This is a genomic window from Marinobacter sp. ST-43, assembly GCF_030541085.1.
GTDB lineage: Bacteria > Pseudomonadota > Gammaproteobacteria > Pseudomonadales > Oleiphilaceae > Marinobacter > Marinobacter nauticus.
In genome coordinates, this window is the sequence record NZ_JASSVO010000002.1 from 248,445 (window position 1) to 273,045 (window position 24,601).

Here is a 24,601-nt window from a genome sequence, read left to right on the forward strand (position 1 = left end):
CGGTGAGGCAGAAACAGAAACGGGGCCAAAAGGCCCCGCAACCGCGCGACGCAACTCAGGTGATCACTGAGTCATTTCGTCGTAGCCTTCTTCCATGGAGTCAGCTGCTTCTTCCATGGAGTCACCCGCTTCATCCGCGGCTTCTTCAATCTCGTCGCCAGCGTTTTCGGCACCTTCCTGCATTTCACCAATCACGCCTTCATCCTGACCCGTGGCTTCTTCCCAGGTCTCTTCGGTGGCGTTAGCGGCGTCGTCCATCATTTCCTCGGCATTTTCACCCGCTTCTTCAAAATCCGCGCCTTCATCGCTCTCAGAGCTGCAGGCAGAAAGCCCAAGCGTGGCAACCAGTGCGAGTGCGCTCAAGGTAAACTTGTTCATAACATGTCCCTCTGTCGGTATATGTGTACAACGCCAACAGAGTAGAGGCAGCCCGCGGTCAATAGCAATTACCGGGCGATTACTCTTTCGTTAACCGCTCGCCGTCGATCATGATGATGTGGTCCGCCGAGACCACCTGCCCTTTTCCCAGCACCACGAAATCCCGCCCGGCCCGGCTGAGCACATCACGGATAACGCCGTGAACCACGCAGACCTGTCCGTTTGGATCCTGATAGATGATTTCCGCCAGCTTCATGGCCCGTGCATATTCCTGGAGCCGCTGCTGCAACGTCCAGGACATGGTGGCCGGAGATGGATTTGAGGCACTCATTCGACGCTTCCCTGTTTTTTTTTGTTTCCGAAAGTCTGGACCACAAGCTCTGGATTCGCCAGCTGGAGCCTGATTGTCATTAGAGGCCAGTTCGCTTAACCAGACTCTCTTACTTGTTGTATTGCCAGATTGTCCGACATACATTGAACAAACAAACACAACGAGTTCCACGGAGAGCCCATATGAACGCCAAAGTGAAATCCTCGCTCGACACGCACCAGGTCGCCGCGCCCCGGAAAACCGGGACATCGGATTCAAAAGACACCGCCACCAAGGCCGAGACCTGGAAAGATCCCAAGCGCTATATGTGGCTGTTGGGGCCTGCGCTTCCAGGCATTGGCCTTGCCGCTCTGACTGGCTACGCCCTGGCCCCGAAACGACTGAAGGCTCTGGCCTGGACCGGGCCGGCACTGGTGCACGGCATTATTCCGGCACTGGACCGGGCGATTGGTGAAGACAAAAGCAATCCTCCTGAATCGGCGGTAAAGACCTTGGAGCAGGACAAGTATTACGACCGTATTGTGAAGGCGTTTATCCCCACCCAGTACGCCATGACCTTCATGGGCGCCTGGCTGGCCAGCCGGAAAAACACACCACTTGAGGACAAGATCGGCCTGACCCTGACCGTAGGCGCCATCAACGGGGTAGGCATCAACACCGCCCATGAGCTGGGCCACAAGTCCAATAAACTGAACAAACTGATGGCCATGGCCGCCTTGGCCCCCACCGCCTACACCCACTTTGTGGTGGAACATAATTTTGGTCATCACAAGCGGGTAGCCACACCGGAGGACCCCGCCAGCAGCCGAATGGGCGAGAGTTTCTGGAAGTTCCTGCCCCGAACCGTGTTCGGCGGCATCAAGTCGTCGATCAAGATCGAAAAGGCACGCCTGGAACGCAAGGGTAAGAGCTTCTGGAGTCTTGATAACGAACTGCTACAGGGTTGGGCCATGACGGCCGGGTTCTTTGGCGCCACGACGCTGGTCTGCGGCCCGAGGGCGGTGCCGTTCCTGGCGGCACAGGCGGTTTATGGCGCCAGTCTGTTGGAGAGTGTGAATTACATCGAGCACTATGGTCTGTTGCGGCAGAAGGACAAGAATGGCAAGTATGAGCGCACGAAGCCGGAACACAGCTGGAACAGTAATCACATTGTGACCAACCTGTTCCTGTATCAGTTGCAACGGCATTCTGACCACCACGCCCATCCGACCCGGAGTTTCCAGGCCTTGCGCCATTTTGAAAAGGCGCCCCAGTTGCCGGGAGGGTACGCATCGATGCTGTTGCCGGCCTACCTGCCCCAGTGGTGGTACGAGACGATGGATAAGCGGGTGATTGACCACTATGAAGGGGATCTGTCGAAGATCAACTGGGACCCTGATCGCAAGGAGGAGTTGATGGCCAAGTATGCGGACTATGCTGCGAAAGTGGCAGCGGAGGCTGCGGCTCGGCGGGCTGGCTCTTCTTCTGAGTCTGAGGCTGCCTGATTTCGTGGTTTGATTGCCGGTCCCAGCCTGTTGGTTGAGTGCCGGCTGCGGGTTGGGGCCACCCTTCCGGGAGACGCCGTGAACCCATCCATGGGGGCTTGAGCGCAGCATCCCTGCTGCGCACACTCCCGGAAGGGTGGCCCCAACCCGCCGCTTTCGCTTCCGTGGGATAGTCGCTGATTCGACGATTCGCTAAGGACTAAATCTCGATTAACAGGGCAATCCTGCTACTTGCCTTTGAACACCGCCTCTCTTCTCTCCAGGAATGACTGGATTCCTTCTTTTACATCTTCGCTGGCCATGACCGGGCGTAGTTCCGGGAACAGGCGTTCCTTGGCCGCTTCCTGGCCTTCGGACACGGCAATCTTGGACGATTTCAGGCTGCCCTGAACGCCTAACGGAGCTGCCTTGGCAATCTTCTCGGCGATTTCCATGGCTTTGTTGAACTGTTCGCCGGGTTCCACGAGTTCCTGGATCAGGCCCCACTGGTAAGCCTGTTCGGCGGTCCATTCATCGCCGGTGAGCAGGTAGCGCTGGGCGTTGCCCCAACCGATTTCCCGCTGCAGGCGAATGGTGGCGCCACCGCAGGCGAAGATGCCGCGTTTCACTTCCAGCTGAGCGAAGCGGGTGCCTTTCGCGGCCACGCGGATGTCGGTGTTGAGCATCATCTCGACGCCACAGGTGAAGCAGATGCCCTGGGCGGCAAAGACTACCGGCTTGGTAAGTCCCTCGCCTGTGATATGGAACGGATCAAGTTCACCTTCGCCGGGTTCGATACCCTTACCGTTAGCGAATACGCCGGCCCAGTCGTCCAGTTGCAGGCCGCTGGTGAAGTGGTCACCTTCGGCGTACATAACTGCTACGCGCAGTTCGGGGTCGTTCTGGAGCTGGTAATAGGCGGCAGCGATTTCGTGGTACATGGCCCGGTTCATCGCGTTCATTTTTTCCGGGCGGTTCAGGCCGATTTTCAGGATGTGGCCCTGTTTTTCTACGTTTACCAGTGGCATTGGTGTTTTCCTCTGCTTTGGGATCCTAGCCTGGTTGCTTGGGTGGCTTGCACGGTCAACGGGGAGGGCTTTTCAGGACACGCCACAAGTACGTCCCTGTAGGCTCGTTTCGGGCCGTCCATGGCCCTCAACGGTCCTGAAAAGCCCTCCCCGTCGCCCGCGCGTCATACTTCTGCGATATACCAGGCCACAGTTCCATAAATAGAACTCAGGTTTTGCCAAGCTTCGCTTTACTGTCCTGCGAAATGCACCCCTGCTCGGGCGCGAGCGGCTGGGAGCCCTTTCAGGGACCGTCTTTGGCCATGGATGGCCAAAGTCGAGCGCACAGGGAAGTGCTCGTAGCGTGTCCCTGAAAGGGCTCCCAGCCGATCGTGCCTACGCCGAAACATGCAGGCTGCAAGGGGGCAAACTCAGAACCACGAAGCCTTCATATTCAGACACGTATCATCCTGATTCCGCAGCAGCACCAGATCCTGAGCCACGGTGGGTAATTCCCAGTGGAAGAAGTACTGGGCGGCCTGCAATTTGCCCTGGTAGAAGTTGCGTTCGCTGTCGCTGTTGGCAGACCCCAGTGCGTGGGCTGCGGCATTGGCCTGCCGCAGCCACATCCAGGCCACGATAATGTGGCCGAACAGGTGCAGATAGCAGCTGGCGTTAGCCAGGGTTTTGTCGACTTCGCCGCCCATCAGGGATTTACCCAGGCTCTGGGTGACTTTTACCGCCTGCTGCAAAGTCTCACTCAGAGACAACGCCCACTGCTGGCAGCGCTCAGTGGTGGCCGCCTGCAGATCCACCTGCATTTCCTGCATCAGCAACTGCAGGCCGTGGCTCTGGTCCTGCCAGATTTTACGGCCCAACAGGTCCAGAGCCTGGATGCCGTTGGTGCCTTCGTGGATGGGGTTCAGGCGGTTGTCGCGCCAGCACTGCTCGACCGGGTATTCGCGAGTGTAGCCGGCGCCTCCGTAGACCTGGATTGCCAGATCGTTGGCTTTCGGACCGTATTCCGAGGGCCAGGCTTTAATCACCGGGGTAAGCAAATCCAGCAGCTTGCCGGCTTCCATTCGTTTCTGGTCATCCGGGTGGGTGTGCTGATCATCCATCAGGCGAGCGCCGTAGAGGCAGAGCGCCAGGCCGCCTTCGCTGTAGGCTTTCTGGGCCAGAAGCATGCGGCGTACGTCCGCGTGTTCGATGATGGGTACTTGCGGACTTTCCGGATTCTTTTCGCTGGCCTTGCGGCCCTGCAGGCGGTCCTTGGCGTATTCCAGGCTGTGCATGTAGCCCCGATAGCCGATCACAGCGGCGCCAAAGCCAACGCCGATGCGGGCTTCGTTCATCATCTGGAACATGTACTTCAGGCCCTGATGGGGTTCACCTACCAGGTAGCCGTGGCAGGGGGCATCATCGCCGAAGCTCAGGGCAGTACTGGTAGTGCCGCGATAGCCGAGTTTGTGGATCAGGCCGGCGAGGCTGACGCCGTTGCGGTCGCCCGGGTTGCCGTTCTCGTCCACATGGAATTTCGGGACGATGAACAGGGAGATGCCTTTTACGCCCGCCGGTGCGCCTTTGATTTTCGCCAGCACCATGTGAACGATATTTTCGGTGATGCTCTGCTCGCCACCAGAGATGTAGATTTTGGCGCCTTTGATCAGGTAGTGGCCGTCGGCGGTGGGCGTGGCGGAGGTGCGGATGTCTGCCAGGCTGGAGCCGGCGTGGGGCTCGGTCAGGGCCATGGTTCCACTGTAGCGGCCGCTGAGCATATTGGACAGGAATTTGGTCTTCTGTTCGTCGTTGCCGAATACACGAATCAGGTTGGCGGCGGCGGTGGTCAGAAACGGGTAGCCGGCGGTGCCGGGATTGGCGGCGGTGAAGAAGCCGTTGCAGGCCGCCATGACGGATTCCGGCAGTTGCATGCCGCCGAGGTCGTAGTCGTATCGGCCAGCGAGGAAGCCGGCTTCGGCGTAGGCATCGAAGGCCTGTCTGACGTCCGGGAGCATTTCCACCTGGCCGTTGACGAATTTGGGTTCGTCTTTGTCGGCGGCGCTATTGTGGTTGGCGAATTTTTCTTTCGCCATTTTGTCGGCCGTTTCGATGACGGCGTCAAAGGTTTCTTTGCTGTGTTCGCTGAAGCGCTCGCGCTGGATGAGGGATTCGGTGTCCATCACCTCATAAAGCTGGAAGGCAAGGTCGCGGCGGTCGATCAGGGTGTCGGTCATTCTTGGTCTCCTGTTGATTGGCCATAGCGTCTCATAACGGCTATGGTTGTTGGAATTGTCATTTCTGACTTATTCTTGGCTGAATCCGCCAACCTTTGCGTTAGCAAGACGGCCACTGCCATGGGGATTCTCTTCCGGGAGACGCCGTGAACCCATCCCTGGGGGCTTGAGCGCAGCTTCCTTGCTGCGCACACTCCCGGAAGAGAATCCCCATGCCAGCGGCCTGATTTAGAGAATGCCGTCATGCCAGTTCATGCAACGCCACAAGCCAGAAAACAGGAATTTTCCCAGTGAAAACCGTCACCATCATCGGCTTTAACGGAGCTCTGGCCAGCGCCATCACCGGTATGATTGACCTGTTTCGCCTGGCCGGAGTGACCTGGGCCCGAATTCATGGCGAGCAGCCGACGGCATGGTTCAGAACCCGGCTGCTGACCGAGGATGGCGAGCCCTGCCGATGCATCAATGGCGTGACCCTGTTGGCGGATGGTTCCTGGCAGGATATTGACGAACTGGGTGCCGATGACTTGCTGATTATTCCGACCATTGGTGCACCCATTGATGAAGTTCTGCAAACCAACCCCCTCCTGATTCAGTGGCTTTCAAAGTTTCAGACTGCGACGCCCGGCGATGTTCGGGTGGCCAGTAACTGTACCGGCGCGTTTTTATTGGCGGCGGCGGGGTTACTGGACGGTCGGGAGGCCACCACACACTGGGGGTTTGGTGAACAGTTCAGACGGCAGTTTCCGGCTGTAAATCTCCATGCCGACAAGCTGGTCACGGTTGATGGCCCTGTGGCCTGCGCCGGGGGTGGTATGGCCTGGTGGGATCTGGGGGTGTATCTGGTTGAGCGGCTGGCAGGTGCGCAAGTGGCCCGTGAGTTGGCGAAGGCGTTTGTGATTGACGCCGGGCGCACGAGCCAGGCTCCCTATAGCGTGCTGCAGGCCAAGCGATACCATTCAGACAAGGTGATTCACCAGGTTCAGGATTGGCTGGAGGCGCATTTCAAAGAGCCGGTTTCATTGCCAGAGCTTTCCAGCTTCGCCGGGTTGTCCGAAAGGTCGCTGTTACGTCGGTTCCGGCAGGCGACAGGGGATTCACCGTCCAGCTATCTGCAACTACTCCGTGTGGAGGAGGCTCGCCGGCTACTCGAATCCTCAACGGGGGGGCTTGAGTCGGTCACCCGGGCGGTCGGATACGAGGATGTGAGTTCGTTCAGCCGGCTGTTTCGTCGGCATACGAAGCTTTCACCGGGCGCCTATCGGGCAAAATTCGGTCGATAGTATGGTGTTACAGGTCACAATTCAGTCTTTGGTAGCGTTTCTGTGGCGCGGGTTATGCATCAAACTGTCTTGTAGGCGTTTTTTTGCCGCCGTACGTAAATAATCTTGACAGTTTTAACCCTTCGGGGGAGGTCGTTTCCATGAACGCACCGTTGAAGCAGAGCCGGGCCGATGTACTTAACCGGCTGTACGATATGAAGCGCAAGCAGCTCGCGCAGGCCAGTCAGCAGGGTAACAGCCTGCGTTGCCAGGTATTGGAAGCCGAAGCAGAGGCGATTTCCAATGCCCTGAAAACCGTTCGATAGCCATTTATCCAGACAACAGCTATCGAACGCCACTTCCGGTCAACTGATGACGTAGCAGGTCACTTTTTAAATGGCTGCCGCGATTTCGGTTCCCTGACGGATGGCCCTTTTGGCATCCAGCTCTTCCGCCACATCAGCACCGCCAATGAGGTGCGCTTTCACGCCTTTATCAGCAAGCTGGTCGAACAGTTCCCGATAGCTTTCCTGTCCCGCGCAGATGATCACGTTGTCCACGGCCAGAACTCTGGTCTCGCCGGTCTTTCCGTCCTTGTCGGTCAGGGTAATATGCAGGCCTTGATCGTCGATTCGATCGTAACGGCAACCCCGGAGCATTTCGACGTCCCGATGCTTGAGGCTGCTTCGGTGCACCCAGCCTGAGGTTTTGCCCAGGCCGCCGCCGACTTTGCCGGTTTTACGCTGCATCAGATAGATCTTGCGGGGCGATGGGGTCTGCGCCCGTTCAGCCAGGCCACCGGGGCCCTCAAACGTGGGATTCACCCCCCATTCCGCCTGCCATTCAGCCACACTCACCTGTTCGCCTTCCGGGTGTTTGCCAAAGTCGTGAGTCAGGAATTCACTGACATCAAAACCGATACCACCCGCCCCGATCACAGCCACCGACTTGCCCACCGGTTTGTTGTGGCGTAGTACATCCAGGTACCCAAGCACTTTCGGGTGGTCGATGCCTTCAATCTTCGGTGTTCGTGGTTTGACGCCGGTGGCGATGATCACGTCGTCAAAGCCCTGTTCGATCAGCTCGTCGGCCCCCACACGGGTTCCGAGCCGCAGGTCGATGTCCAGCACATCAATCTGACGCTGAAAATAACGCAGGGTTTCGTAGAACTCTTCCTTGCCCGGAATGCGTTTGGCGTAATTGAACTGGCCGCCAATTTTATCGTCAGCTTCAAACAGGGTCACCTTGTGCCCCCGTTTTGCCGCCGTGGTGGCTGCTGCCAGGCCAGCGGGACCGGCGCCGACCACGGCTACGCGCCTGACAACAGGCGCTACCGTGAGCACCAGTTCGGTCTCGTGGCAGGCGCGGGGGTTTACCAGGCAGGAGGCGCGCTTGGCCTGGAACACATGGTCCAGACACGCCTGATTGCAGGCGATACAGGTATTGATCTCGTCGCCGCGCCCCTGTTCCGCCTTGCGGACAAACTCGCTGTCGGCCAGCAGCGGGCGTGCCATGGACACCATGTCAGCCTTACCGGCAGCAAGGATTTCCTCGCCTTTTTCAGGCGTATTGATACGGTTGGTGGTACACACCGGGATGTCCACCTCACCATAGAACTTGGCTGTCACATCCGCAAAGCCGCCGCGGGGTACCGAGGTCACGATGGTGGGAACGCGGGCCTCGTGCCAGCCAATACCCGTGTTGATAATGGTTGCACCGGCTTTCTCGATAGCCTTGCCCAGAGTGACGATCTGCTCCCAGGTCTGGCCGCCTTCCACCAGATCCAGCATGGACAGGCGGTAAATAATGATGAATTCCGGCCCGACCGCCTCACGCATGCGGCGAACGATCTCCACCGGCAAGCGCATTCGGTTTTCGTAAGGCCCACCCCACTTGTCGGTTCGCTTGTTGGTGCGTTCACACAGGAACTGGTTGATAAAATAGCCTTCGGAGCCCATCACCTCAACGCCGTCGTAGCCGGCGAATTTAGCCAGCTTGGCGGCATTCACGAAGTCATTGATCTGCCGTTCCACACCTTTTGTCGAGAGGGCTCTGGCCTTGAACGGACTGATCGGTGCCTTGGTGGCCGAGGCCGACACAATCAGCGGCTGATAACCGTAACGCCCGGCGTGCAGTAATTGCAGGCAGATTTTTCCGCCCGCTTCATGCACGGCCCCCGTCACATGGCGATGCAGCAAGGCGGTCGCGCGGTTGTTCATGGTTGAAGCCAATGGCGCGAGCTGCCCGACCAGATTGGGGGAAAAGCCCCCGGTTACCATGAGCCCGACGCCACCTTCCGCCCGTTCGGCAAAATACCGGGCGAACTTGTGGATATTCCAGAAACGGTCTTCGAGGCCGGTATGCATCGACCCCATCAGCACCCGGTTCTTGAGCTCAGTGAACCCCAGATCAAGCGGTTTCAGCAGGTTGGGATAGGCGTTGGTCATGGCGCACTCTCATCGAATATTTATCGGGAGTATACACTTGATCAATGGCAAGTTGACTTGACCTGACCGACGGGCCACGTATCATCGCATTTCAAGTTTGACTGACGGAGCAACCATGACCGCAAGGTCCTTCGGCTGCATTAGAATCACCCGCCCACCCGTTACCGCTGACATCGCGCGGCATCGGGGACGCCTTCCGTATTTCCCGGACCCGCCTGTTTCCTGCTGAATCCACCCGATCCATGCCGACCCGATCCCGATGCTCATCGTGCACGGTGGCTGGTCGGAGACTAGACTCAGGCAAACACGCCTTTGGTACTCATGTAAAAGAACACCGATAACGAGGTTGCGATGTCGCTACCGCTGGTTGTATTTCTGCCATTTCTGGGGGCTATAGCTGCCCCGCTGTTTGCCCTTGGAGGGCGAACAGCAATTGCGATTGCCTCTTCTGTTCCGGCGCTTATTGCCCTGGCTGCCCTGTTTCCGCACTGGGAAACACTGGCCAACGGTGGCACCGTCCTGCAATCCTGGGAGTGGTTACCGGCGATCGGCATTTCCTTCAGCTTCCGCCTCGATGGACTGTCTCTGCTGTTCGCACTGCTGATTCTGATTATTGGCGTGCTGATCATTCTCTATGCCCGCTATTACCTGAAGCCGGCCGAGAATATCGGGAAGTTTTACGCGCTGCTGCTCTGTTTCAAAGGCTCCATGCTGGGCATCGTACTCTCCAGCAATCTCTTGCTGATGATGATTTTCTGGGAACTGACCAGTCTCACCTCGTTCCTGCTCATCAGTTTCTGGAACCACAAACAGGACGCTCGTCGTGGCGCCCGCATGGCGCTGGCGGTGACCGGTGGCGGTGGGCTGGCGTTGCTCGCGGGCATTCTGATCATCGGCAACATTGTCGGCAGCTTTGAACTGGACGATGTGCTGGCGGCCGGCGATGTTATCAAAGCCCACGCCATGTACCCCGTCGCCCTGACGCTGGTACTGCTGGGCGCCTTTACCAAGTCTGCCCAGTTCCCGTTCCATTTCTGGCTACCCCATGCCATGCAGGCGCCAACGCCGGTTTCGGCCTACCTGCACTCCGCAACCATGGTCAAGGCCGGGATTTTCCTGATGGCGCGTTTGTATCCGGCATTGGCTGGTACGGAACAATGGTTCTACATGGTCAGTTTTACCGGCATGGCAACTTTGCTGATTGGCGCCTACGTGGCCATGTTCAAGCACGATCTGAAAGGGCTGCTGGCGCATTCCACTGTCAGCCACCTTGGCCTGATCACGCTGCTGTTCGGTATGGGTACCGAGCTGGCGGCGGTGGCAGCGGTATTCCACGTCATCAACCATGCCACCTTCAAGGCCTCACTGTTCATGGCCGCCGGTATTATCGACCATGAAACCGGTACCCGGGACATGCGCCGGATTAACGGCCTGTGGCGATATATGCCCCACACTGCCACTCTGGCCATGGTGGCCGCGTCATCCATGGCGGGGGTTCCGCTGCTGAACGGCTTCCTGAGCAAGGAAATGTTCTTTGCCGAGTCCCTGCAACTGAATCTGCCCGGCATCTGGGCCTGGCTGCCACCGATCGTCGCCACGCTGGCCGGTATTTTTGCGGTCGCCTATTCCGCACGTTTTATTCACGACGTGTTCTTTAACGGCAAGCCCGTCAATCTGCCCATCTACCCGCCCCACGAACCGCCCCGGTACATGAAAATCCCGGTGGAGATCCTGGTCTTCGCCTGCATCATGGTAGGCATGTTCCCGGCGGTATCGGTCGGGCCTCTGCTATACGCTGCCGCCCACGCCACCCTTGGCGGCGAGGTGCCGGATTATCAACTGGCGGTTATCCATGGCTTTAACCTGCCACTGATCATGAGTTTTGCGGCTTTCTTTGGCGGTTTGATCATGTATAGCCAGCGCCAGAAGTTCTTTGATTTCCACGCGCGCTTCAAGGAAATCGACGAGAAGGCCGTATTCGAAGCGATCGTACTGCGGATTGTCGACCTGGCGAACGGCTTTACGGCAAGAATCGAGAACGGCTCTCTGCAAAGATACGGCATGCTGCTTGTGGTCAGCGTACTGGCAGTCGCTGCCATGCCACTGCTGGATCTGGGTATCTTCATTGGTGAGACCGGCTTGAGCCCTGTGGACTGGCCCACGGCCATTGCCGCAGGCGTACTGATCATTTGTGCCCTGTTGACGGCTGCCGTGCACCGGCAGCGATTTTACGCGCTGGTTGTGCTGAGCGTGGTGGGCCTGATCGTTGCACTGGCGTTTGCCCGCTTCTCGGCGCCCGACCTGGCCATGACCCAGTTGTCGGTGGAAGTGGTGACCATTGTTCTGCTCATGCTGGCGCTCTACTACATGCCTGGCTGGACACCCGTGGAAACCCCACTGAAACGTCGCTTCCGGGATATCGCCATCGCGGGTATTGCCGGTATTGGTATGACTCTGGTTACCCTGGCCATGTTGACGCAACCGTTCAGTTCGATTTCCGATTTCTTCCTTGAGAACAGCAAACCGGGCGGTGGCGGCACCAACGTGGTCAACGTCATCCTGGTGGACTTCCGGGGCTTTGATACCCTGGGCGAAATCACGGTTCTGGCGATTGCTGCCCTGGGCATTTACGCGCTGCTGAAAAATACGCCGCTGACGCCACCACCCAGTGATGGCGAAGGCCATGCCTGGTCCCGGGATGCCTACCCGTTAATGCTGCGTTTGATCGCCCGGCCACTGTTGCCGCTGTCCCTGATGGTGTCGGCATTCATCTTCCTGCGTGGCCACAACCTGCCCGGCGGCGGATTTATCGCGGGCCTGATCACCTCGATAGCCCTGATCCTCCAGTACATTGCCAGTGGCATGAACTGGACCCAGGACCGGATTCCGTTCAAATATCACAACGTCATTGGCCTGGGCCTGTTGTTCGCAACCATTGCCGGCGCAGCCAGCCTGGCCTTCGGCTATCCGTTCCTGACCTCAACATTCGGCTATATCACCTGGCCGGTAGTCGGCAAGTTCGAGGTAGCCTCAGCACTGGTCTTCGACCTGGGTGTTTATCTCACGGTAATCGGGGCCACCCTGTTGGCGCTGGTGACCATTGGCCGCATATCGCCGCATTCGGCCATCAAGAGCAAGAGGGAGGGCGCGTAATGGAACTTGTCTATGCATTGGTGATTGGTGCCCTCACTGCCTCCGGCGTTTATCTTCTGCTGCGGGCGCGCACGTTCCCCGTGGTGGTTGGCCTGACACTGCTGTCTTATGGGGTAAACCTTTTCCTGTTCTCCACCGGACGGCTGGCTACCGGCAAGCAACCGATTATCGGCACTGCGGAAAGCTATGCCGACCCGCTGCCGCAAGCGCTGGTTTTAACGGCCATCGTGATTGGCTTCGCCATGACGGCCTTTGTGGTGGTGATGTCACTACGAAACCTTGCGGATAACGAAGATGACCATGTTGATGGCAAACAACCCTATAAATCGCCAGCACCGGAGCAGGAAGACGAGGAGGTAACCGGTAAATGAACCATTGGCTTACCGCTCCGATTCTGATTCCTCTGCTTGGCGGCATTCTGCAGGCACTGATGGGCTATGCCCCCATCACGCTGCGCCGGACTCTGGCACTGGCAACCACCGTGCTGATCCTGGTCTCGGCCATAGTCCTTCTGGTGCTGGCAAACGACGGCAGTTACCGCATTTATGCTTTTGGCAACTGGCAGCCGCCGTTCGGGATTGTCCTGGTTCTGGACCGGCTGGCCGCGCTGATGCTGATCATGACCTCCGTTCTGGCCCTGTTCTGCCACCTGTATGCCATCGGCGGCGCCGACGAGGGTAACCGACAGTTCCACGCCCTGTTCCTGTTCCAGTTGATGGGACTCAACATCGCCTTCCTGACCGGTGACCTGTTCAACCTTTTCGTTGCCTTCGAGGTGCTGCTGATCGCCTCCTATGGCTTGCTGATGCATGGTGGAGGCACCATAAGGACTGTGCCTGGCCTCCACTACGTGGTTCTCAACCTGATCGGCTCGGCGATCTTCCTGATCAGTGTGGGCATGATCTACAGCGTCACCGGCACCCTGAATATGGCAGACCTTGCGGTCAAGGTTCCCCAGGTAACCGGTGAAAGCCTGAATATCGTCAAGGCCGGCGGCATGATGTTGCTGGTAGTCTTCGGCCTGAAGGCCGCCATTCTGCCGCTGTGTTTCTGGCTGCCCCGTGCCTACTCCAAAGCCACGGCGCCCGTTGCGGCTCTGTTTGCGGTCATGACCAAGGTGGGCATCTACGCCATCTTGCGGGTGTACCCACTGGTGTTTGGCGACGAAGCCGGTGAGCTCGCCAATCTCGGCATGGACTGGTTGTTCCCGATCGCTCTGGCCACCCTGGCCATGGGCGTCATAGGCGCTCTGGGCTCTGGTAGCCTGAAGACGCTTGTGGCCTGGCAGGTAATCATATCCGTGGGCACCCTGCTGGCTCCCATCTCTCTGGGCTCCGAAGCCGGCCTGTCTGCCGCCCTGTTCTATATGCTCAGCACGACCTGGACCGTCGGCGGCCTGTTCCTTGTATCGGAACTGATAGCCAACCAGCGCGGCAGCGCGAACGATCGCATCATCACCGCGCCCAGGATGCATAACCGCACCTTCCTGAGCGTGCTGTTTCTGATCGGTGCCGTTGCCGCCGCCGGGTTGCCTCCGCTCAGCGGCTTCATTGGCAAGCTGCTGATTCTACAGTCCGTTGAGCCCGGTTTCGAAATGGCCTGGCTCTGGTCAGTGCTGCTGGTTGGCAGCTTCCTCACAATCATTGCCTACAGTCGGGCCGGCAGTATTGTTTTCTGGCGAACCGTCGACGGCCACCTGGAAAAGCCGGACCCATTGAATGGTCGGATTTCTGTAGCAGCAGGCGCGCTCACCGCACTGGCGATCGTCCTGGTCGTGTTTGCCGGTCCAATAACACGCTATACCGATGCAACGGCCGAACAGCTACACAATAACAATGCCTATATCGAAATCCTGCAGATGCCTATGGTCGGGGAGGATGACTGATGCTTGATCGACTGAGGTTTCCCCACCCCTGGCTGAGCCTGACCCTGTTCGTCATGTGGCAATTTCTGAGTGACGGCATCAGTGGCGGCAGTATTGTTCTTGGACTGATCCTGGCCTGGATAATCCCCCTGATGACCCAGGGTTTCTGGCCAGATCCACCCACCTTGCTCAAGGCCTGGAAGACACCCGCCTACCTGTTGCGGGTTCTGTGGGACATTGTGGTCGCCAGCGTTGATGTGGCAAGGCTGATACTGAGCCCTCGCGAACCACGCCCGATGTTCATCTGCTACACCCTGGAACTCAAGGATCCGCTGGCTATCAGCATTCTAGCCAGCACCATTTCCCTGACGCCGGGCACCGTTAGCGCGGATGTGAGCGATGACAACACACTGCTGCTGATTCATGCCCTGGACGCCGAGGACGAGCAGGAAGTCATCGACACTATCCGGAACCGGTACGAAAAGCCTTTGCTGGAGATGTTCCAATGATGCTAACCGCGCTCTACATCACCATTGCCATGGTCACGCTGGCCGCCTTGCTGAACGTGTACCGCCTGATCAAGGGCCCGGATGCGCCGGACCGGATACTGGCGCTGGACACCCTCTACATTAACGCCATCGCATTGATCATTCTGTTGGGCATCACGCTGAAAACACGCATGTACCTTGAGTCTGCGCTGCTGATTGCGGTTATGGGATTTGTTGGAACCGTCGCCATGGCCAAATACCTCAAGCGCGGCAGCGTCATTGAATAACCCGGAGGACACCCTATGAGCACCTTCGCAGAATACGCCATTTCCGCCATGCTGATTATCGGTGGCGTTTTTACCCTGATCGGTGCCATTGGTCTGGCTCGACTGCCGGATTTCTACACCCGACTACACGGCCCAACCAAAGCCACCACGGTTGGCGTTGGCGCCATCGTGATCAGCTCCGTGATTTACTTCAGCACGCTTGGACGAGGCATCGGGATAGAGGAAATCCTGATCACGGCGTTCCTGTTCATGACGGCGCCCATCAGCGCCAACTTCCTGGCAAAAGCCGCGATGCACCTGGAAGTCAGAACCTCCAAGAACACTCGCGGTCAAAGCTGGGATCAGTGAGTCCCTTGCAACCATGGGCTCGGTGAGCCTTTTGTAAAAAAGGATCGTATTTATCAAAGGGCTACCGGCAACCAGAATCTGTAAAAACACTTAAAGTAAGGCCTTAAAGGAGCCATCTCCCATGATGTTACTGGCTGTGCTATCCGGTTTTTTGCTGGCGGTCGCGGTACCGGCGCTTTATCGTTTGGCAGGCAGTTACATTGGCTGGGTATTGGCTCTGCTCCCCGCTTCCCTCACAGCTTACTTCGCCAGCCTGATTCCCACGATCCGTGGTGGTGAAAGGCTCCTGATTGAAACGCCCTGGATGCCGGGGCTCGGGATAACCCTGGACTTCATGGTCGATGGCCTGTCCCTGGTGTTTGCCCTTTTGATCAGCGGCATCGGCACCTTCATTCTGATCTACGCCGGTTCTTACCTGAAAGGCCACAAAGACCTCGCCCGGTTCTACGTCATCATGCTGTCTTTCATGGCATCCATGCTTGGACTGGTGCTTTCGGACAATCTCATTACCTTTTTTGTGTTCTGGGAACTGACCAGCATCACTTCCTACATGCTGATCGGCTTCAACCATGAAGATGCCGAGGCACGAAAGTGTGCGCTCCAGGGCCTGTTCGTAACCGCCGGTGGCGGGCTCGTGTTGATGGCGGGCCTGATCCTGCTGATTTTTATCACCGGGGATTCCTCCTTCTCGGGCCTTCTGGCGTCAGAACTGTCCATTCATGAGCATCCGCATTACACCGCGGCCGCGGTCTGCATACTGATTGGCGCCTTTACCAAATCCGCGCAGACGCCTTTCCATTTCTGGCTGCCAAACGCCATGGCGGCACCCACCCCGGTTTCGGCCTACCTGCATTCTGCGACCATGGTGAAGGCGGGCGTGTATCTGCTGGCCCGCCTGAATCCGTCAATGAGCGGAGACATGTTGTGGAGCGGCTCGCTGTTGGTGTTTGGTGCATTAACCATGCTCACCGGCGCCTATCTTGCCTACAGCAGCACCGGCATCAAGAAGGTTCTGGCTTATTCCACGGTGATGGCGCTGGGCACCCTGACCATGCTGGTGGGTGTGGGTACTGAACTGGCCATCACAGCTTTTATCTGCTTCCTGGTGGCCCACTCCCTGTACAAGGGCGCCTTGTTTATGCTCGCCGGCGCCCTGGACCACGAAACCGGCACCAAAGATATTACCCGGATGGGTGGCCTGAGGCACAGCATGCCCAAAACGGCCGTCATTACCGGGCTTGCCGCCCTATCCCTGGCAGGGCTTCCACCACTGTTCGGGTTCGTGGCCAAGGAACTGTTACTGGAGTCGCTGTTGAATGCGCCAATATGGCAAACCGGGCTTCTGGTGGCCGCCGTTCTCTCGGCCATGCTGGTGGTGGCCGTCGCCGGTCTGGTGTTTATCAAGCCCTTTTTCGGGCCGGTTGTTAAAACGCCCAAACTGCCCCACGAGGCTCCGTTTGCAATGCTGATCGGCCCCGGCGTGCTGGCACTGCTCGCCCTGGTTTTCGGAATCATGCCATCTCTGCCCGCAAATCTGGTTCTGGACGCCGCTATTTCAGCAGTCTCCGGCTACCCGGTAGAAACCGCCCTCGCCCTCTGGCATGGCATCAACCTTCCCCTGATGCTTTCCGGTCTCAGTCTCCTGGCAGGCTCGTTCCTGGTGGTAGGCTGGCGCCGACTGCAGCCAACCCTGTATGCGCTTAATACCGCCGCCAGCCGAATCGGCCCCGAGGCGGGTTATTTCCGCTTTATGGAAGGGATCAGTCAGGTTGCGGGCTGGCAGACCCGGCTCCTGCAGAACGGCGTTCTCGGAATCTATCTTCTGGTACTGGTTCTTGTCACCTTCTCTCTGGCAGGCTATACCCTGCTGACCCGGCATGGTCTCCAGCTGGATTTTGACTTCAGTGACAGTTATTTCTACGAGTGGGGAATCGCGCTCCTGATTGTCGCTGCGACCGTCTTTGCCTGTGTCACCCGGTCCCGGCTTGGCTCGGTTGCTTCGCTGGGGGTACTGGGCTTTGGTGTGGCCCTGACCTTCATTCACTTCAGTGCACCGGATCTGGGCATTACCCAACTACTGGTGGAGACCCTCACCGTCATTCTGCTTGTGCTGGTGCTGTTCCGGCTGCCACCGTTTGCCAAGCTGTCCTCGTCCTGGGAACGTTACCGGGACCTGTCTGTCGCAGTGTTTGCGGGCGTGGTGATGACGCTCATCATTCTTGCTGTTCTGGATATCCAGTACTTTGACAGCATTTCCAGCTACTACGTTGAAAACAGCTATGGTCTGGCGTTTGGCAAAAATATCGTCAACGTAATTCTGGTGGACTTCCGGCAACTGGATACTCTGGGGGAAATATTTGTACTGGGTCTTGCCGCAATTGGCGTTTACTCCATGATCAAGCTCAGGGCGGAGGACCAGTACAAGCCATGAAATCCAACACCGTGATTCTCCACACCGCGGCATTGGCGATCATGCCGCTGCAGCTGATGTTTTCGGTGTTCCTGCTTTTGCGCGGGCACGACGAACCCGGCGGCGGTTTCATCGGGGGCCTGGTCGCTGCAAGCGCGTTTGTTCTCTACGCCTTCGCCTTCGGCGCGGAAGCCACCCGCAAACTCCTTCGGGTGCACCCGAAGGATCTCCTGGCAGCCGGCCTGCTGTTCGGGCTGGCATCCACAATTCCGGCCCTGTTGTCTGGTCAGGCCATGCTCACCGCCCACTGGTGGGAGCTTCCGCTGCCGGGTGACAGCTACCTGAAGTTATCGACCGTACTCGTCTTCGACATTGGCGTGTATCTGGCGGTCCTTGGCACACTGATGACATTCGTGATCGGTCTGATGGAGGTTGAGGGATGAGTCGAACACACTTTTTGGAACGGGGAGCCTTGCAATGGGGAGCCTGATGGCACTGGTGGTTGGCACCCTTTTCGCGGCCAGCATCTACATGATGCTCAGGCGCTCGATCGTGAAAATCGTAATTGGCCTGATCATTCTGAGTAACGCGGCAAACCTGCTGATTTTTGTAGTGTCGGGGCTTACCCGGGGCGCACCGCCTCTCATAGCCGACGGCGCGAAACAGGTGGCTGGAACGGTGGCAGATCCGCTACCCCAGGCGCTCATCCTTACGGCCATTGTGATCGCATTCAGTGTTCTGGCTTTTGCCGTGGTTCTGATCCGCCGGGCCTACGAGGTAGTAGGCACCGATGATCTGGACAAGATGAAGGATACCGACACTTGAGCCTGGAAGTTGTTCTCCCGATCCTGATCCCCCTGACCGCCGGTGCCCTGTCCCTGGCGCTGTGGCGCTCGGTTCAGCTGCAACGCCTGGTTGCCGTGGTGGCCACCGCTCTTTTGCTTGTTGCCAGCATCTGGCTGCTGCGTTCAACCATCGACAAAGGTTTCCTGGTGGTGGAAATGGGCAGCTGGCCGGCACCGTTCAGTATTGTGCTGGTAGCGGACATCCTCAGCGCCATCATGATTGTGCTGACTGGCATGATCGGGCTCGCCATCGCCGTCTATTCTCTGGCTTCAACGCCTCCGGGGCATGAAAGATTCGGCTACTACCCGCTGATGCACCTGTTGCTTGCCGGAGTCGCTGGCGCCTTTCTGACCGGCGATATTTTCAACCTCTTCGTCTGGTTTGAGGTCATGCTACTGGCCTCATTCGCCCTGCTCACCCTCGGTGGCGAGCGAGCCCAGATGGAAGGCGCCATCAAATACGTTACCCTGAACCTGTTTTCATCGGCCCTATTCCTGTCAGCCGTCGGCCTGCTGTACGGCATGGTGGGCACCCTCAACATGGCGGATATCGCCCAGAAGGTAAGCCGGGTTGAAGATCCCGGCATGATCACCGTTGTGTCGCTGATGTTCATGGTGTCGTTTGGCATCAAGGCGGCGGCATTCCCACTGTTTTTCTGGCTCCCGGCCTCGTACCACACCCCTCAGGTCGCAGTATCCGCACTGTTTGCGGGATTGCTGACGAAGGTCGGGGTGTATGCGCTCTATCGGGTATTTACACTGATATTCACCCAGGATGTGGAATACACCCACACCATCCTGCTCTGGGCGGCGGCACTGACCATGCTGACCGGTGTACTCGGCGCCGCCGCACAGTTCGAGTTCCGCAGGATTCTGTCCTTCCACATCGTCAGCCAGATCGGCTACATGCTTCTGGGACTAGCCTTGTTTACGCCCCTGGCGCTGATTGGCGGTGTGTTTTACATCATGCATCACATCATCGTTAAAACGAATCTGTTCCTGGTGAGCGGCATCACCTATCGCCTGCTGGGCAGCTATGAGCTGAAAGACCTGGGTGGCGTGTATCGGCAGCGCCCTTACCTGGCGTTACTATTCCTGATTCCGGCCCTGTCGCTGGCAGGTATTCCGCCCTTGTCCGGCTTTTTCGCCAAGTTCGTTGTTGTCCGTGCCACACTGGAATCCAGCGAATATCTTGTCGCAGCGGTCGCCCTGCTGGTGGGCTTGCTGACGCTCTACTCCATGATCAAGATCTGGGCGGAAGTGTTCTGGAAGAAAGTCCCGGAGCACGTTACTGATGTGCGCCGGCTCAATGGTGAGATCAGGGAAAAACGCAGTTGGGCCTACTACACCCCGGTGGTGGCGCTTGCGGTGTGCACTCTGATTATCGGCCTCTATGGTCAGCCCATATACATGCTTGCAGAATCCGCCGCCGAACAGCTGATGAACCCGCAGCTTTACATCGCAGCCGTTCTGGGAGGGCAGCCTGAATGATCGGTCTGTTCTGGAACCTGTTGCTGGCGCTCGCGTGGGTAACCCTCACGGGCAGTATCACAGCCATGAACCTGCTCGCTGGTTTTATCTTTGGCTATGTCGCCCTCATGGTGCTGCAAAAACAGGTCCCGGTTTTGAAAGGGTATTCCCGCCGGATACCCCGCCTTGTCGCTTTCCTGCTGTATTTTCTGAAAGAACTGGTGAAGTCGAATCTGCGGGTCGCCTATGACATCGCAACGCCCGTCTGGCATATGAAGCCGGGGGTGATCGCGTTTCCGCTCCGGGCTGAGACCGACATGGAAATTCTGTTTGTCAGCAGTGTCATTTCTCTCACACCCGGGACACTGAGCCTGGATGTCTCTGACGATCGGAAGGTGCTGTTTATCCACGCCATGTTTCTTCACGACGAAGAGCAGCTCAGAAACGACCTGAGAGAACTCGAACGCCGAATCCTGAAGGTGACGCGCTAGGAGGCCAGTCATGCTGAATGTGGTGATCAATATTGTCTATCTCATGCTGTCACTGGCGTTGCTCTTCGCCTTCATTCGGCTCACCCGGGGGCCATCCCTGCCGGACCGGGTGGTCGCACTGGAGCTGATCGCCTCCATCGTGGTCGGCTATGTGGGAGTGCACGCGATTGACACCGGCGTGGCCAGTTTTCTGGATGTTGCCATCGTTATCGCTCTGACTGCCTTTCTGGCAGCCATCGGCTTCGCCAGATTCGTCGAGCGGGGAGGCGTAAAGAATGATTGAAATACTGGTATCGGTCCTGCTCCTGGTGGGCGCTGCTTTCATGGTACTGGCCGCCATCGGCGTTCTGAGGTTGCCCGACCTCCCCACCCGCATGCACGCCACCACCAAAGCCGGTGCCCTGGGCGCCATGATGACCATGGGTGGCGTGGCGTTCTATTTCGGGGACAGTACCGTGGCCGCGCGGGCGGTTGCCATTGTTATCTTCATTTTTCTGACAGCTCCGATCGCCGCTCATGTCATAGGCCGGGCCGGTTATTTCACCGGCACCAAACTCTGGGCCGGCACCATCAAGGATGAGCTGCAGGAACGATATGACCCGGTTACCCACAAACTCAATAGCGGGCTCGAGGAGCTAAAGCACGGGCAGCCAACCCGAACTGGAAAAGGTACCTCAAACCAATAGTTTGTGATTGGCAGCACAGGAATTTCCAGTATAGTAGGCTGCAAACCATTTCAAGGAATACCAGACATGCTGACAGTCAATGAATACTTCGATGGCAAGGTAAAATCAGTGGCTTTCCAGTCCAGCACACTGCCTGCCACAATCGGTGTTATCAGTGCCGGAGAATACGAATTCGGCACCTCAGAAAAAGAAACCATGACGGTCGTCAGCGGTGAACTGACCGTGCTGCTGCCAGGCCAGCAAGACTGGCAAACTTTCGGCGCCGGCGAGAGCTTTGAGGTAGCGGGGCAAGCAAGCTTCAAAGCAAAAACGGATGCCGATACTGCTTATCTCTGTACCTACGGATAAGCCCCACTCAGCCCGTCTTTCTTACCGTGACAACAAACATAAGCAGAGAAAGAGGACAACAACATGGCTCAACCCCGAATTCTCAAACCGGCTGACAATGCCCACCAGTACCAGCTCCTGATCAAGCGGTTACTGATGTCCGGCCCCCGCTACAACCCGGACCAGGAAATCGTTTACGCCGATCGCAGCAAGTACACCTACAAGGACCTTGTCGAACGCATCCATCGACTTGCCAATGCCCTGACAGATGCCGGTATAAAACCCGGCGATACCGTGGCTGTGATGGATTGGGATACCCCACGGTACCTGGAGTGTTTCTTTGCGATTCCGATGATTGGCGCCATACTGCACACGGTCAACGTGCGCCTGTCGCCGGAGCAGATCGTTTACACCATGAACCACGCCGAAGACGACGCGGTACTGGTGCACGATGACTTCCTGCCCATCATCGAGGGCGTGAAAGACGAGATCAAAACCGTCAAAACCTGGATTCAGGTAACCGACAGCGACAAGCCGGGCAACGCCTCTTTCGACACCCACGGCGAGTACGAAGCCCTGCTGGCCGCGGCCAGCGACCACTTCGACTTCCCGGACTTCGACGAAAACAGCGTCGCCACCACCTTCTACACCACCGGCACCACCGGTAACCCGAAAGGCGTGTATTTCAGCCACCGCCAGCTGGTTCTGCATACGCTTTCCATGGCCGGCAGCATCTCCCATTTCGACGAGATGCCGTTGTTGCGTTCATCCTCGGTGTATATGCCGGTCACGCCCATGTTCCACGTTCACGCCTGGGGCGTACCCTACGCGGCCACCATGATGGGCATCAAACAGGTATACCCCGGCCGTTATGAGCCGGAACTGCTGGTGGATTTGCTCAAGAAGCACAAGGTCAGCTTCTCCCACTGCGTGCCCACCATCATGCAGATGATGATGGCCACCGAGTCCATCAAGACCGCCGACCTGAGCAACTGGCATGTGCTCATCGGTGGCAGCGCACTGACCAAAGGCCTGTGCGATGCGGGGGCGAAACTCGGCATCAAGATGTTCACCGGCTACGGCATGTCCGAAACCTGCCCGCTGCTGAGCACCACACACCTCACCCCGGCGGATCTTGAACTGCCCCTGGAGCAACAAACCGCAATCCGGGTGAAGACCGGTAAAGCCGTGCCCATGGTGGAACTGGAAATTGTCGATCCTGATGGCAAACCGGTACCCCATGATGGCGAAGCCAAGGGTGAAGTGGTCGCCCGGGCCCCCTGGCTGACCCAGAGCTACTTCAAACAGCCGGACAAAGGCGAGGAGCTATGGGAAGGCGGCTGGTTGCACACCGGTGATGTCGCCTCCATGGAGCCGGACAACACGCTGACCATCAAAGACCGCATCAAGGATGTGATCAAGACCGGAGGCGAATGGCTGTCGTCGCTCGACCTGGAGAACATGATCAGCCAGCACCCCGCCGTTGCCGGGGCTGCGGTGGTAGGTGTGCCTGATGAGAAATGGGGGGAACGTCCCTACGCCCTGATCACCCTGAAGCCCGGAGAATCCATCTCGGAGCAGGATATCAAGCAGCACCTGCAACAGTTTGTCGACAGCGGCGACATCAATAAATGGGCGATTCCCGAGCAGATGCGTTTTGTGGAAGACATTCCCAAAACCAGCGTCGGCAAGATCAACAAAAAACTGATTCGGGATCAGTTGAAAGACTAATCTCCGGGGGAAACAAAAAACGCCGGCGTCCTGGCAACAGACGCCGGCGTTTTTATTTGTGTGCTACCGGAATCGTCGGCTGCTCAGAGGCCTGAGAAGGTGAAGTCCACCTCAGGATCCTTCCCAGCAACAATATCCGCCAGAGCGGCTGCCGAGCCACAGGAGTGGGTCCAGCCCAGGGTACCATGACCGGTATTGAGGTACAGATTGCTGAAGTGGCTTTTACCGATGTAGGGCACATTGGATGGCGTTGCCGGCCGCAAGCCGGTCCAGAATTCGGCCTGATCCCAATAGCCAGCCTCGGGCATGACTTCCGCAGCCCGACGGACAATCGCCCGACAACGGGTAAAGTTCAGGTCGCGACGGTAACCATTCAGTTCTGCTGTGCCAGCGACACGCATTCGGTCGCCCAGGCGCGAGTAAACCAGCTTGTATTCATCGTCGGTCAGGCTGACGTTAAAGGCCGCTTCTTCGTTTTTCACCGGCACGGTAATAGAGTAGCCCTTGGCCGGATAGATATTCAGGAACATCCCGAGCTGGCGGGCAAGTACCGCACTGAAACTGCCCAGGCTCAACACATAGCTGTCCGCCCGAAGGGTGTGATGTTTGCCGTCTTTCAGTGCCAGCACGCCCAGGATCCGGTCACCCGCCCGATCAAAACCCAGCACTTCGGTGCCATATTCAAAGGCCACCCCTGCTTCTTTACATTTCTCAGCCAGAGCCTGGGTGAATTTACGGGCATCGCCGCTTTCGTCATCGGCGGTGTAAGTGGCGCCGGCAATACGATGACGGATCGGCTCAAGGGCCGGCTCCAGCTCAACTGCACGGCCGGCATCGATAACCTGACGGTCACAGCCCAGATCACGCATGATGCGGGAAGGTTCCAGGGCCGCATCGAATTCGGCAGGGTTGGTGTAGAAATGCAGAATGCCCTTGGCTAACTGGTCATAATCGAGACTCAGTTCGTCTCGCAGTGACTGCAGGCATGAACGGCTGTAAGTACCGAGATTGACCATCTGGCGGATATTATGGGCAGCTTTGGCAGAGGTACACTGAGCCAGGAATGACAGCGCCCAGCGCCACTGGTAAAGATCCAGCCGCGGCCGGAATAACAGTGGGGCATCCGGCTGGAAAAGCCATTTTGCGACTTTCAGGGGCGCAGAAGGATTGGCCCACGGCTCGGCATGGGACACCGACACCTGCCCGCCATTGGCGTAGCTGGTTTCCAGCCCTGACTGGTTCTGTCGGTCGACCACGGTTACCTGGTGCCCCTGTTTCTGCAGGTACCACGCGGTGGTGATACCAACGACGCCTGCCCCAAGTACCGCTATGTGCATGCCTGCCTCCCCTGATTGATCAACTGTGGTAGCTTCAGACCG

Annotated in this window: 24 protein-coding genes; 18 read left to right on the forward strand and 6 right to left on the reverse strand. The window is 57.8% G+C overall.

Going from position 1 to position 24,601, the window contains the following annotated elements:
• Window positions 1–63: 63 nt before the first annotated feature.
• Together QPL98_RS05335 and QPL98_RS05340 are read right to left on the reverse strand one after the other, a co-directional pair.
• Window positions 64–378 carry a hypothetical protein gene (locus QPL98_RS05335; RefSeq protein ID WP_011786285.1) on the reverse strand — a complete coding sequence of 105 codons (315 nt, stop codon included), beginning with the start codon at window positions 376–378 and terminating at the stop codon, window positions 64–66.
• A 79-nt stretch (window positions 379–457) separates the two neighbouring features.
• The gene (locus QPL98_RS05340; RefSeq protein ID WP_011786286.1) at window positions 458–709 is read right to left on the reverse strand and encodes a hypothetical protein; all 252 of its coding nucleotides are present in this window, start codon (window positions 707–709) and stop codon (window positions 458–460) included.
• 182 nt (window positions 710–891) lie between these two features.
• Between QPL98_RS05340 and QPL98_RS05345 the strand changes: the two genes are divergently transcribed.
• On the forward strand, window positions 892–2,193 hold the full coding sequence (locus tag QPL98_RS05345; protein ID WP_011786287.1) for an alkane 1-monooxygenase: 1,302 nt from the start codon (window positions 892–894) through the stop codon (window positions 2,191–2,193).
• Between the two features lie 227 nt (window positions 2,194–2,420).
• On the opposite strand, the gene QPL98_RS05350 is transcribed toward QPL98_RS05345, so the two are convergent.
• Window positions 2,421–3,200 carry a crotonase/enoyl-CoA hydratase family protein gene (locus QPL98_RS05350; RefSeq protein WP_303292856.1) on the reverse strand — a complete coding sequence of 260 codons (780 nt, stop codon included), beginning with the start codon at window positions 3,198–3,200 and terminating at the stop codon, window positions 2,421–2,423.
• Between the two features lie 410 nt (window positions 3,201–3,610).
• Window positions 3,611–5,413, reverse strand: coding sequence for an acyl-CoA dehydrogenase (locus QPL98_RS05355; protein ID WP_303292857.1), 1,803 nt, complete (start codon window positions 5,411–5,413; stop codon window positions 3,611–3,613).
• Window positions 5,414–5,703: 290 nt separating this feature from the next.
• On the opposite strand from QPL98_RS05355, the gene QPL98_RS05360 reads away from it, so the two are divergent.
• A complete protein-coding gene (locus tag QPL98_RS05360) occupies window positions 5,704–6,696 on the forward strand; it encodes a GlxA family transcriptional regulator (protein ID WP_014422212.1) in 993 nt (330 codons plus the stop codon).
• A 140-nt stretch (window positions 6,697–6,836) separates the two neighbouring features.
• Window positions 6,837–7,001, forward strand: coding sequence for a hypothetical protein (locus QPL98_RS05365; RefSeq protein ID WP_011786291.1), 165 nt, complete (start codon window positions 6,837–6,839; stop codon window positions 6,999–7,001).
• Between the two features lie 66 nt (window positions 7,002–7,067).
• On the opposite strand, the gene QPL98_RS05370 is transcribed toward QPL98_RS05365, so the two are convergent.
• Entirely contained in the window at window positions 7,068–9,122 is a 2,055-nt protein-coding gene (locus QPL98_RS05370; protein ID WP_113879972.1) for an NADPH-dependent 2,4-dienoyl-CoA reductase, read from the reverse strand.
• Window positions 9,123–9,473: 351 nt separating this feature from the next.
• On the opposite strand from QPL98_RS05370, the gene QPL98_RS05375 reads away from it, so the two are divergent.
• The 15 genes from QPL98_RS05375 to QPL98_RS05445 all read left to right on the forward strand — a co-directional run bounded on the left by QPL98_RS05375 (window position 9,474) and on the right by QPL98_RS05445 (window position 23,222).
• A complete protein-coding gene (locus tag QPL98_RS05375; protein WP_022991463.1) occupies window positions 9,474–12,275 on the forward strand; it encodes a monovalent cation/H+ antiporter subunit A in 2,802 nt (933 codons plus the stop codon).
• On the forward strand, window positions 12,275–12,646 hold the full coding sequence (locus tag QPL98_RS05380) for a Na+/H+ antiporter subunit C (protein ID WP_011786294.1): 372 nt from the start codon (window positions 12,275–12,277) through the stop codon (window positions 12,644–12,646). The genes QPL98_RS05375 and QPL98_RS05380 overlap by 1 nt, the downstream gene beginning before the upstream one ends.
• Complete coding sequence (locus tag QPL98_RS05385; RefSeq protein WP_153741010.1) at window positions 12,643–14,160, forward strand: monovalent cation/H+ antiporter subunit D; 1,518 nt, start codon at window positions 12,643–12,645, stop codon at window positions 14,158–14,160. Before QPL98_RS05380 ends, QPL98_RS05385 begins: the two co-directional genes overlap by 4 nt.
• Window positions 14,160–14,648: a Na+/H+ antiporter subunit E gene (locus QPL98_RS05390; protein WP_023009135.1), complete on the forward strand. Its 489-nt coding sequence runs from the start codon at window positions 14,160–14,162 to the stop codon at window positions 14,646–14,648. Before QPL98_RS05385 ends, QPL98_RS05390 begins: the two co-directional genes overlap by 1 nt.
• Window positions 14,645–14,914 carry a K+/H+ antiporter subunit F gene (locus tag QPL98_RS05395; RefSeq protein WP_011786297.1) on the forward strand — a complete coding sequence of 90 codons (270 nt, stop codon included), beginning with the start codon at window positions 14,645–14,647 and terminating at the stop codon, window positions 14,912–14,914. Before QPL98_RS05390 ends, QPL98_RS05395 begins: the two co-directional genes overlap by 4 nt.
• A 15-nt stretch (window positions 14,915–14,929) precedes the next feature.
• Window positions 14,930–15,262: a Na+/H+ antiporter subunit G gene (locus QPL98_RS05400; RefSeq protein WP_011786298.1), complete on the forward strand. Its 333-nt coding sequence runs from the start codon at window positions 14,930–14,932 to the stop codon at window positions 15,260–15,262.
• A 121-nt stretch (window positions 15,263–15,383) separates the two neighbouring features.
• The gene (locus QPL98_RS05405; RefSeq protein WP_113879971.1) at window positions 15,384–17,693 is read left to right on the forward strand and encodes a putative monovalent cation/H+ antiporter subunit A; all 2,310 of its coding nucleotides are present in this window, start codon (window positions 15,384–15,386) and stop codon (window positions 17,691–17,693) included.
• Window positions 17,690–18,115, forward strand: coding sequence for a Na+/H+ antiporter subunit B (locus QPL98_RS05410; protein WP_011786300.1), 426 nt, complete (start codon window positions 17,690–17,692; stop codon window positions 18,113–18,115). Before QPL98_RS05405 ends, QPL98_RS05410 begins: the two co-directional genes overlap by 4 nt.
• Window positions 18,116–18,149: 34 nt before the next feature.
• Window positions 18,150–18,497 (forward strand): Na+/H+ antiporter subunit C, encoded by a 348-nt coding sequence (locus QPL98_RS05415; protein WP_153741006.1) that lies wholly within the window; start codon window positions 18,150–18,152, stop codon window positions 18,495–18,497.
• A complete protein-coding gene (locus QPL98_RS05420) occupies window positions 18,494–20,008 on the forward strand; it encodes a Na+/H+ antiporter subunit D (RefSeq protein WP_153741005.1) in 1,515 nt (504 codons plus the stop codon). Before QPL98_RS05415 ends, QPL98_RS05420 begins: the two co-directional genes overlap by 4 nt.
• Window positions 20,005–20,478 carry a Na+/H+ antiporter subunit E gene (locus QPL98_RS05425; RefSeq protein ID WP_153741004.1) on the forward strand — a complete coding sequence of 158 codons (474 nt, stop codon included), beginning with the start codon at window positions 20,005–20,007 and terminating at the stop codon, window positions 20,476–20,478. The genes QPL98_RS05420 and QPL98_RS05425 overlap by 4 nt, the downstream gene beginning before the upstream one ends.
• A 10-nt stretch (window positions 20,479–20,488) precedes the next feature.
• Window positions 20,489–20,761 carry a monovalent cation/H+ antiporter complex subunit F gene (locus QPL98_RS05430; RefSeq protein WP_011786304.1) on the forward strand — a complete coding sequence of 91 codons (273 nt, stop codon included), beginning with the start codon at window positions 20,489–20,491 and terminating at the stop codon, window positions 20,759–20,761.
• Entirely contained in the window at window positions 20,754–21,164 is a 411-nt protein-coding gene (gene mnhG, locus QPL98_RS05435) for a monovalent cation/H(+) antiporter subunit G (RefSeq protein ID WP_153741003.1), read from the forward strand. The genes QPL98_RS05430 and mnhG overlap by 8 nt, the downstream gene beginning before the upstream one ends.
• A gap of 66 nt (window positions 21,165–21,230) precedes the next feature.
• On the forward strand, window positions 21,231–21,512 hold the full coding sequence (locus QPL98_RS05440; protein ID WP_011786306.1) for a pyrimidine/purine nucleoside phosphorylase: 282 nt from the start codon (window positions 21,231–21,233) through the stop codon (window positions 21,510–21,512).
• A 63-nt stretch (window positions 21,513–21,575) separates the two neighbouring features.
• A complete protein-coding gene (locus QPL98_RS05445; protein WP_303292858.1) occupies window positions 21,576–23,222 on the forward strand; it encodes a fatty acid--CoA ligase in 1,647 nt (548 codons plus the stop codon).
• A gap of 83 nt (window positions 23,223–23,305) precedes the next feature.
• On the opposite strand, the gene QPL98_RS05450 is transcribed toward QPL98_RS05445, so the two are convergent.
• Window positions 23,306–24,559 (reverse strand): D-amino acid dehydrogenase, encoded by a 1,254-nt coding sequence (locus QPL98_RS05450; protein ID WP_303292859.1) that lies wholly within the window; start codon window positions 24,557–24,559, stop codon window positions 23,306–23,308.
• Window positions 24,560–24,601: the final 42 nt, after the last annotated feature.

Excerpts from the sequence above, each read along its gene's own strand:
- QPL98_RS05335 (WP_011786285.1), bottom strand. The coding sequence starts at position 378 with ATGAACAAGTTTACCTTGAGCGCACTCGCACTGGTTGCCACGCTTGGG.
- QPL98_RS05340 (WP_011786286.1), bottom strand. The coding sequence starts at position 709 with ATGAGTGCCTCAAATCCATCTCCGGCCACCATGTCCTGGACGTTGCAG.
- QPL98_RS05345 (WP_011786287.1), top strand. The coding sequence starts at position 892 with ATGAACGCCAAAGTGAAATCCTCGCTCGACACGCACCAGGTCGCCGCG.
- QPL98_RS05350 (WP_303292856.1), bottom strand. The coding sequence starts at position 3,200 with ATGCCACTGGTAAACGTAGAAAAACAGGGCCACATCCTGAAAATCGGC.
- QPL98_RS05355 (WP_303292857.1), bottom strand. The coding sequence starts at position 5,413 with ATGACCGACACCCTGATCGACCGCCGCGACCTTGCCTTCCAGCTTTAT.
- QPL98_RS05365 (WP_011786291.1), top strand. The coding sequence starts at position 6,837 with ATGAACGCACCGTTGAAGCAGAGCCGGGCCGATGTACTTAACCGGCTG.
- QPL98_RS05370 (WP_113879972.1), bottom strand. The coding sequence starts at position 9,122 with ATGACCAACGCCTATCCCAACCTGCTGAAACCGCTTGATCTGGGGTTC.
- QPL98_RS05375 (WP_022991463.1), top strand. The coding sequence starts at position 9,474 with ATGTCGCTACCGCTGGTTGTATTTCTGCCATTTCTGGGGGCTATAGCT.
- QPL98_RS05380 (WP_011786294.1), top strand. The coding sequence starts at position 12,275 with ATGGAACTTGTCTATGCATTGGTGATTGGTGCCCTCACTGCCTCCGGC.
- QPL98_RS05385 (WP_153741010.1), top strand. The coding sequence starts at position 12,643 with ATGAACCATTGGCTTACCGCTCCGATTCTGATTCCTCTGCTTGGCGGC.
- QPL98_RS05390 (WP_023009135.1), top strand. The coding sequence starts at position 14,160 with ATGCTTGATCGACTGAGGTTTCCCCACCCCTGGCTGAGCCTGACCCTG.
- QPL98_RS05395 (WP_011786297.1), top strand. The coding sequence starts at position 14,645 with ATGATGCTAACCGCGCTCTACATCACCATTGCCATGGTCACGCTGGCC.
- QPL98_RS05400 (WP_011786298.1), top strand. The coding sequence starts at position 14,930 with ATGAGCACCTTCGCAGAATACGCCATTTCCGCCATGCTGATTATCGGT.
- QPL98_RS05405 (WP_113879971.1), top strand. The coding sequence starts at position 15,384 with ATGATGTTACTGGCTGTGCTATCCGGTTTTTTGCTGGCGGTCGCGGTA.
- QPL98_RS05410 (WP_011786300.1), top strand. The coding sequence starts at position 17,690 with ATGAAATCCAACACCGTGATTCTCCACACCGCGGCATTGGCGATCATG.
- QPL98_RS05415 (WP_153741006.1), top strand. The coding sequence starts at position 18,150 with ATGGGGAGCCTGATGGCACTGGTGGTTGGCACCCTTTTCGCGGCCAGC.
- QPL98_RS05425 (WP_153741004.1), top strand. The coding sequence starts at position 20,005 with ATGATCGGTCTGTTCTGGAACCTGTTGCTGGCGCTCGCGTGGGTAACC.
- QPL98_RS05430 (WP_011786304.1), top strand. The coding sequence starts at position 20,489 with ATGCTGAATGTGGTGATCAATATTGTCTATCTCATGCTGTCACTGGCG.
- mnhG (WP_153741003.1), top strand. The coding sequence starts at position 20,754 with ATGATTGAAATACTGGTATCGGTCCTGCTCCTGGTGGGCGCTGCTTTC.
- QPL98_RS05440 (WP_011786306.1), top strand. The coding sequence starts at position 21,231 with ATGCTGACAGTCAATGAATACTTCGATGGCAAGGTAAAATCAGTGGCT.
- QPL98_RS05445 (WP_303292858.1), top strand. The coding sequence starts at position 21,576 with ATGGCTCAACCCCGAATTCTCAAACCGGCTGACAATGCCCACCAGTAC.
- QPL98_RS05450 (WP_303292859.1), bottom strand. The coding sequence starts at position 24,559 with ATGCACATAGCGGTACTTGGGGCAGGCGTCGTTGGTATCACCACCGCG.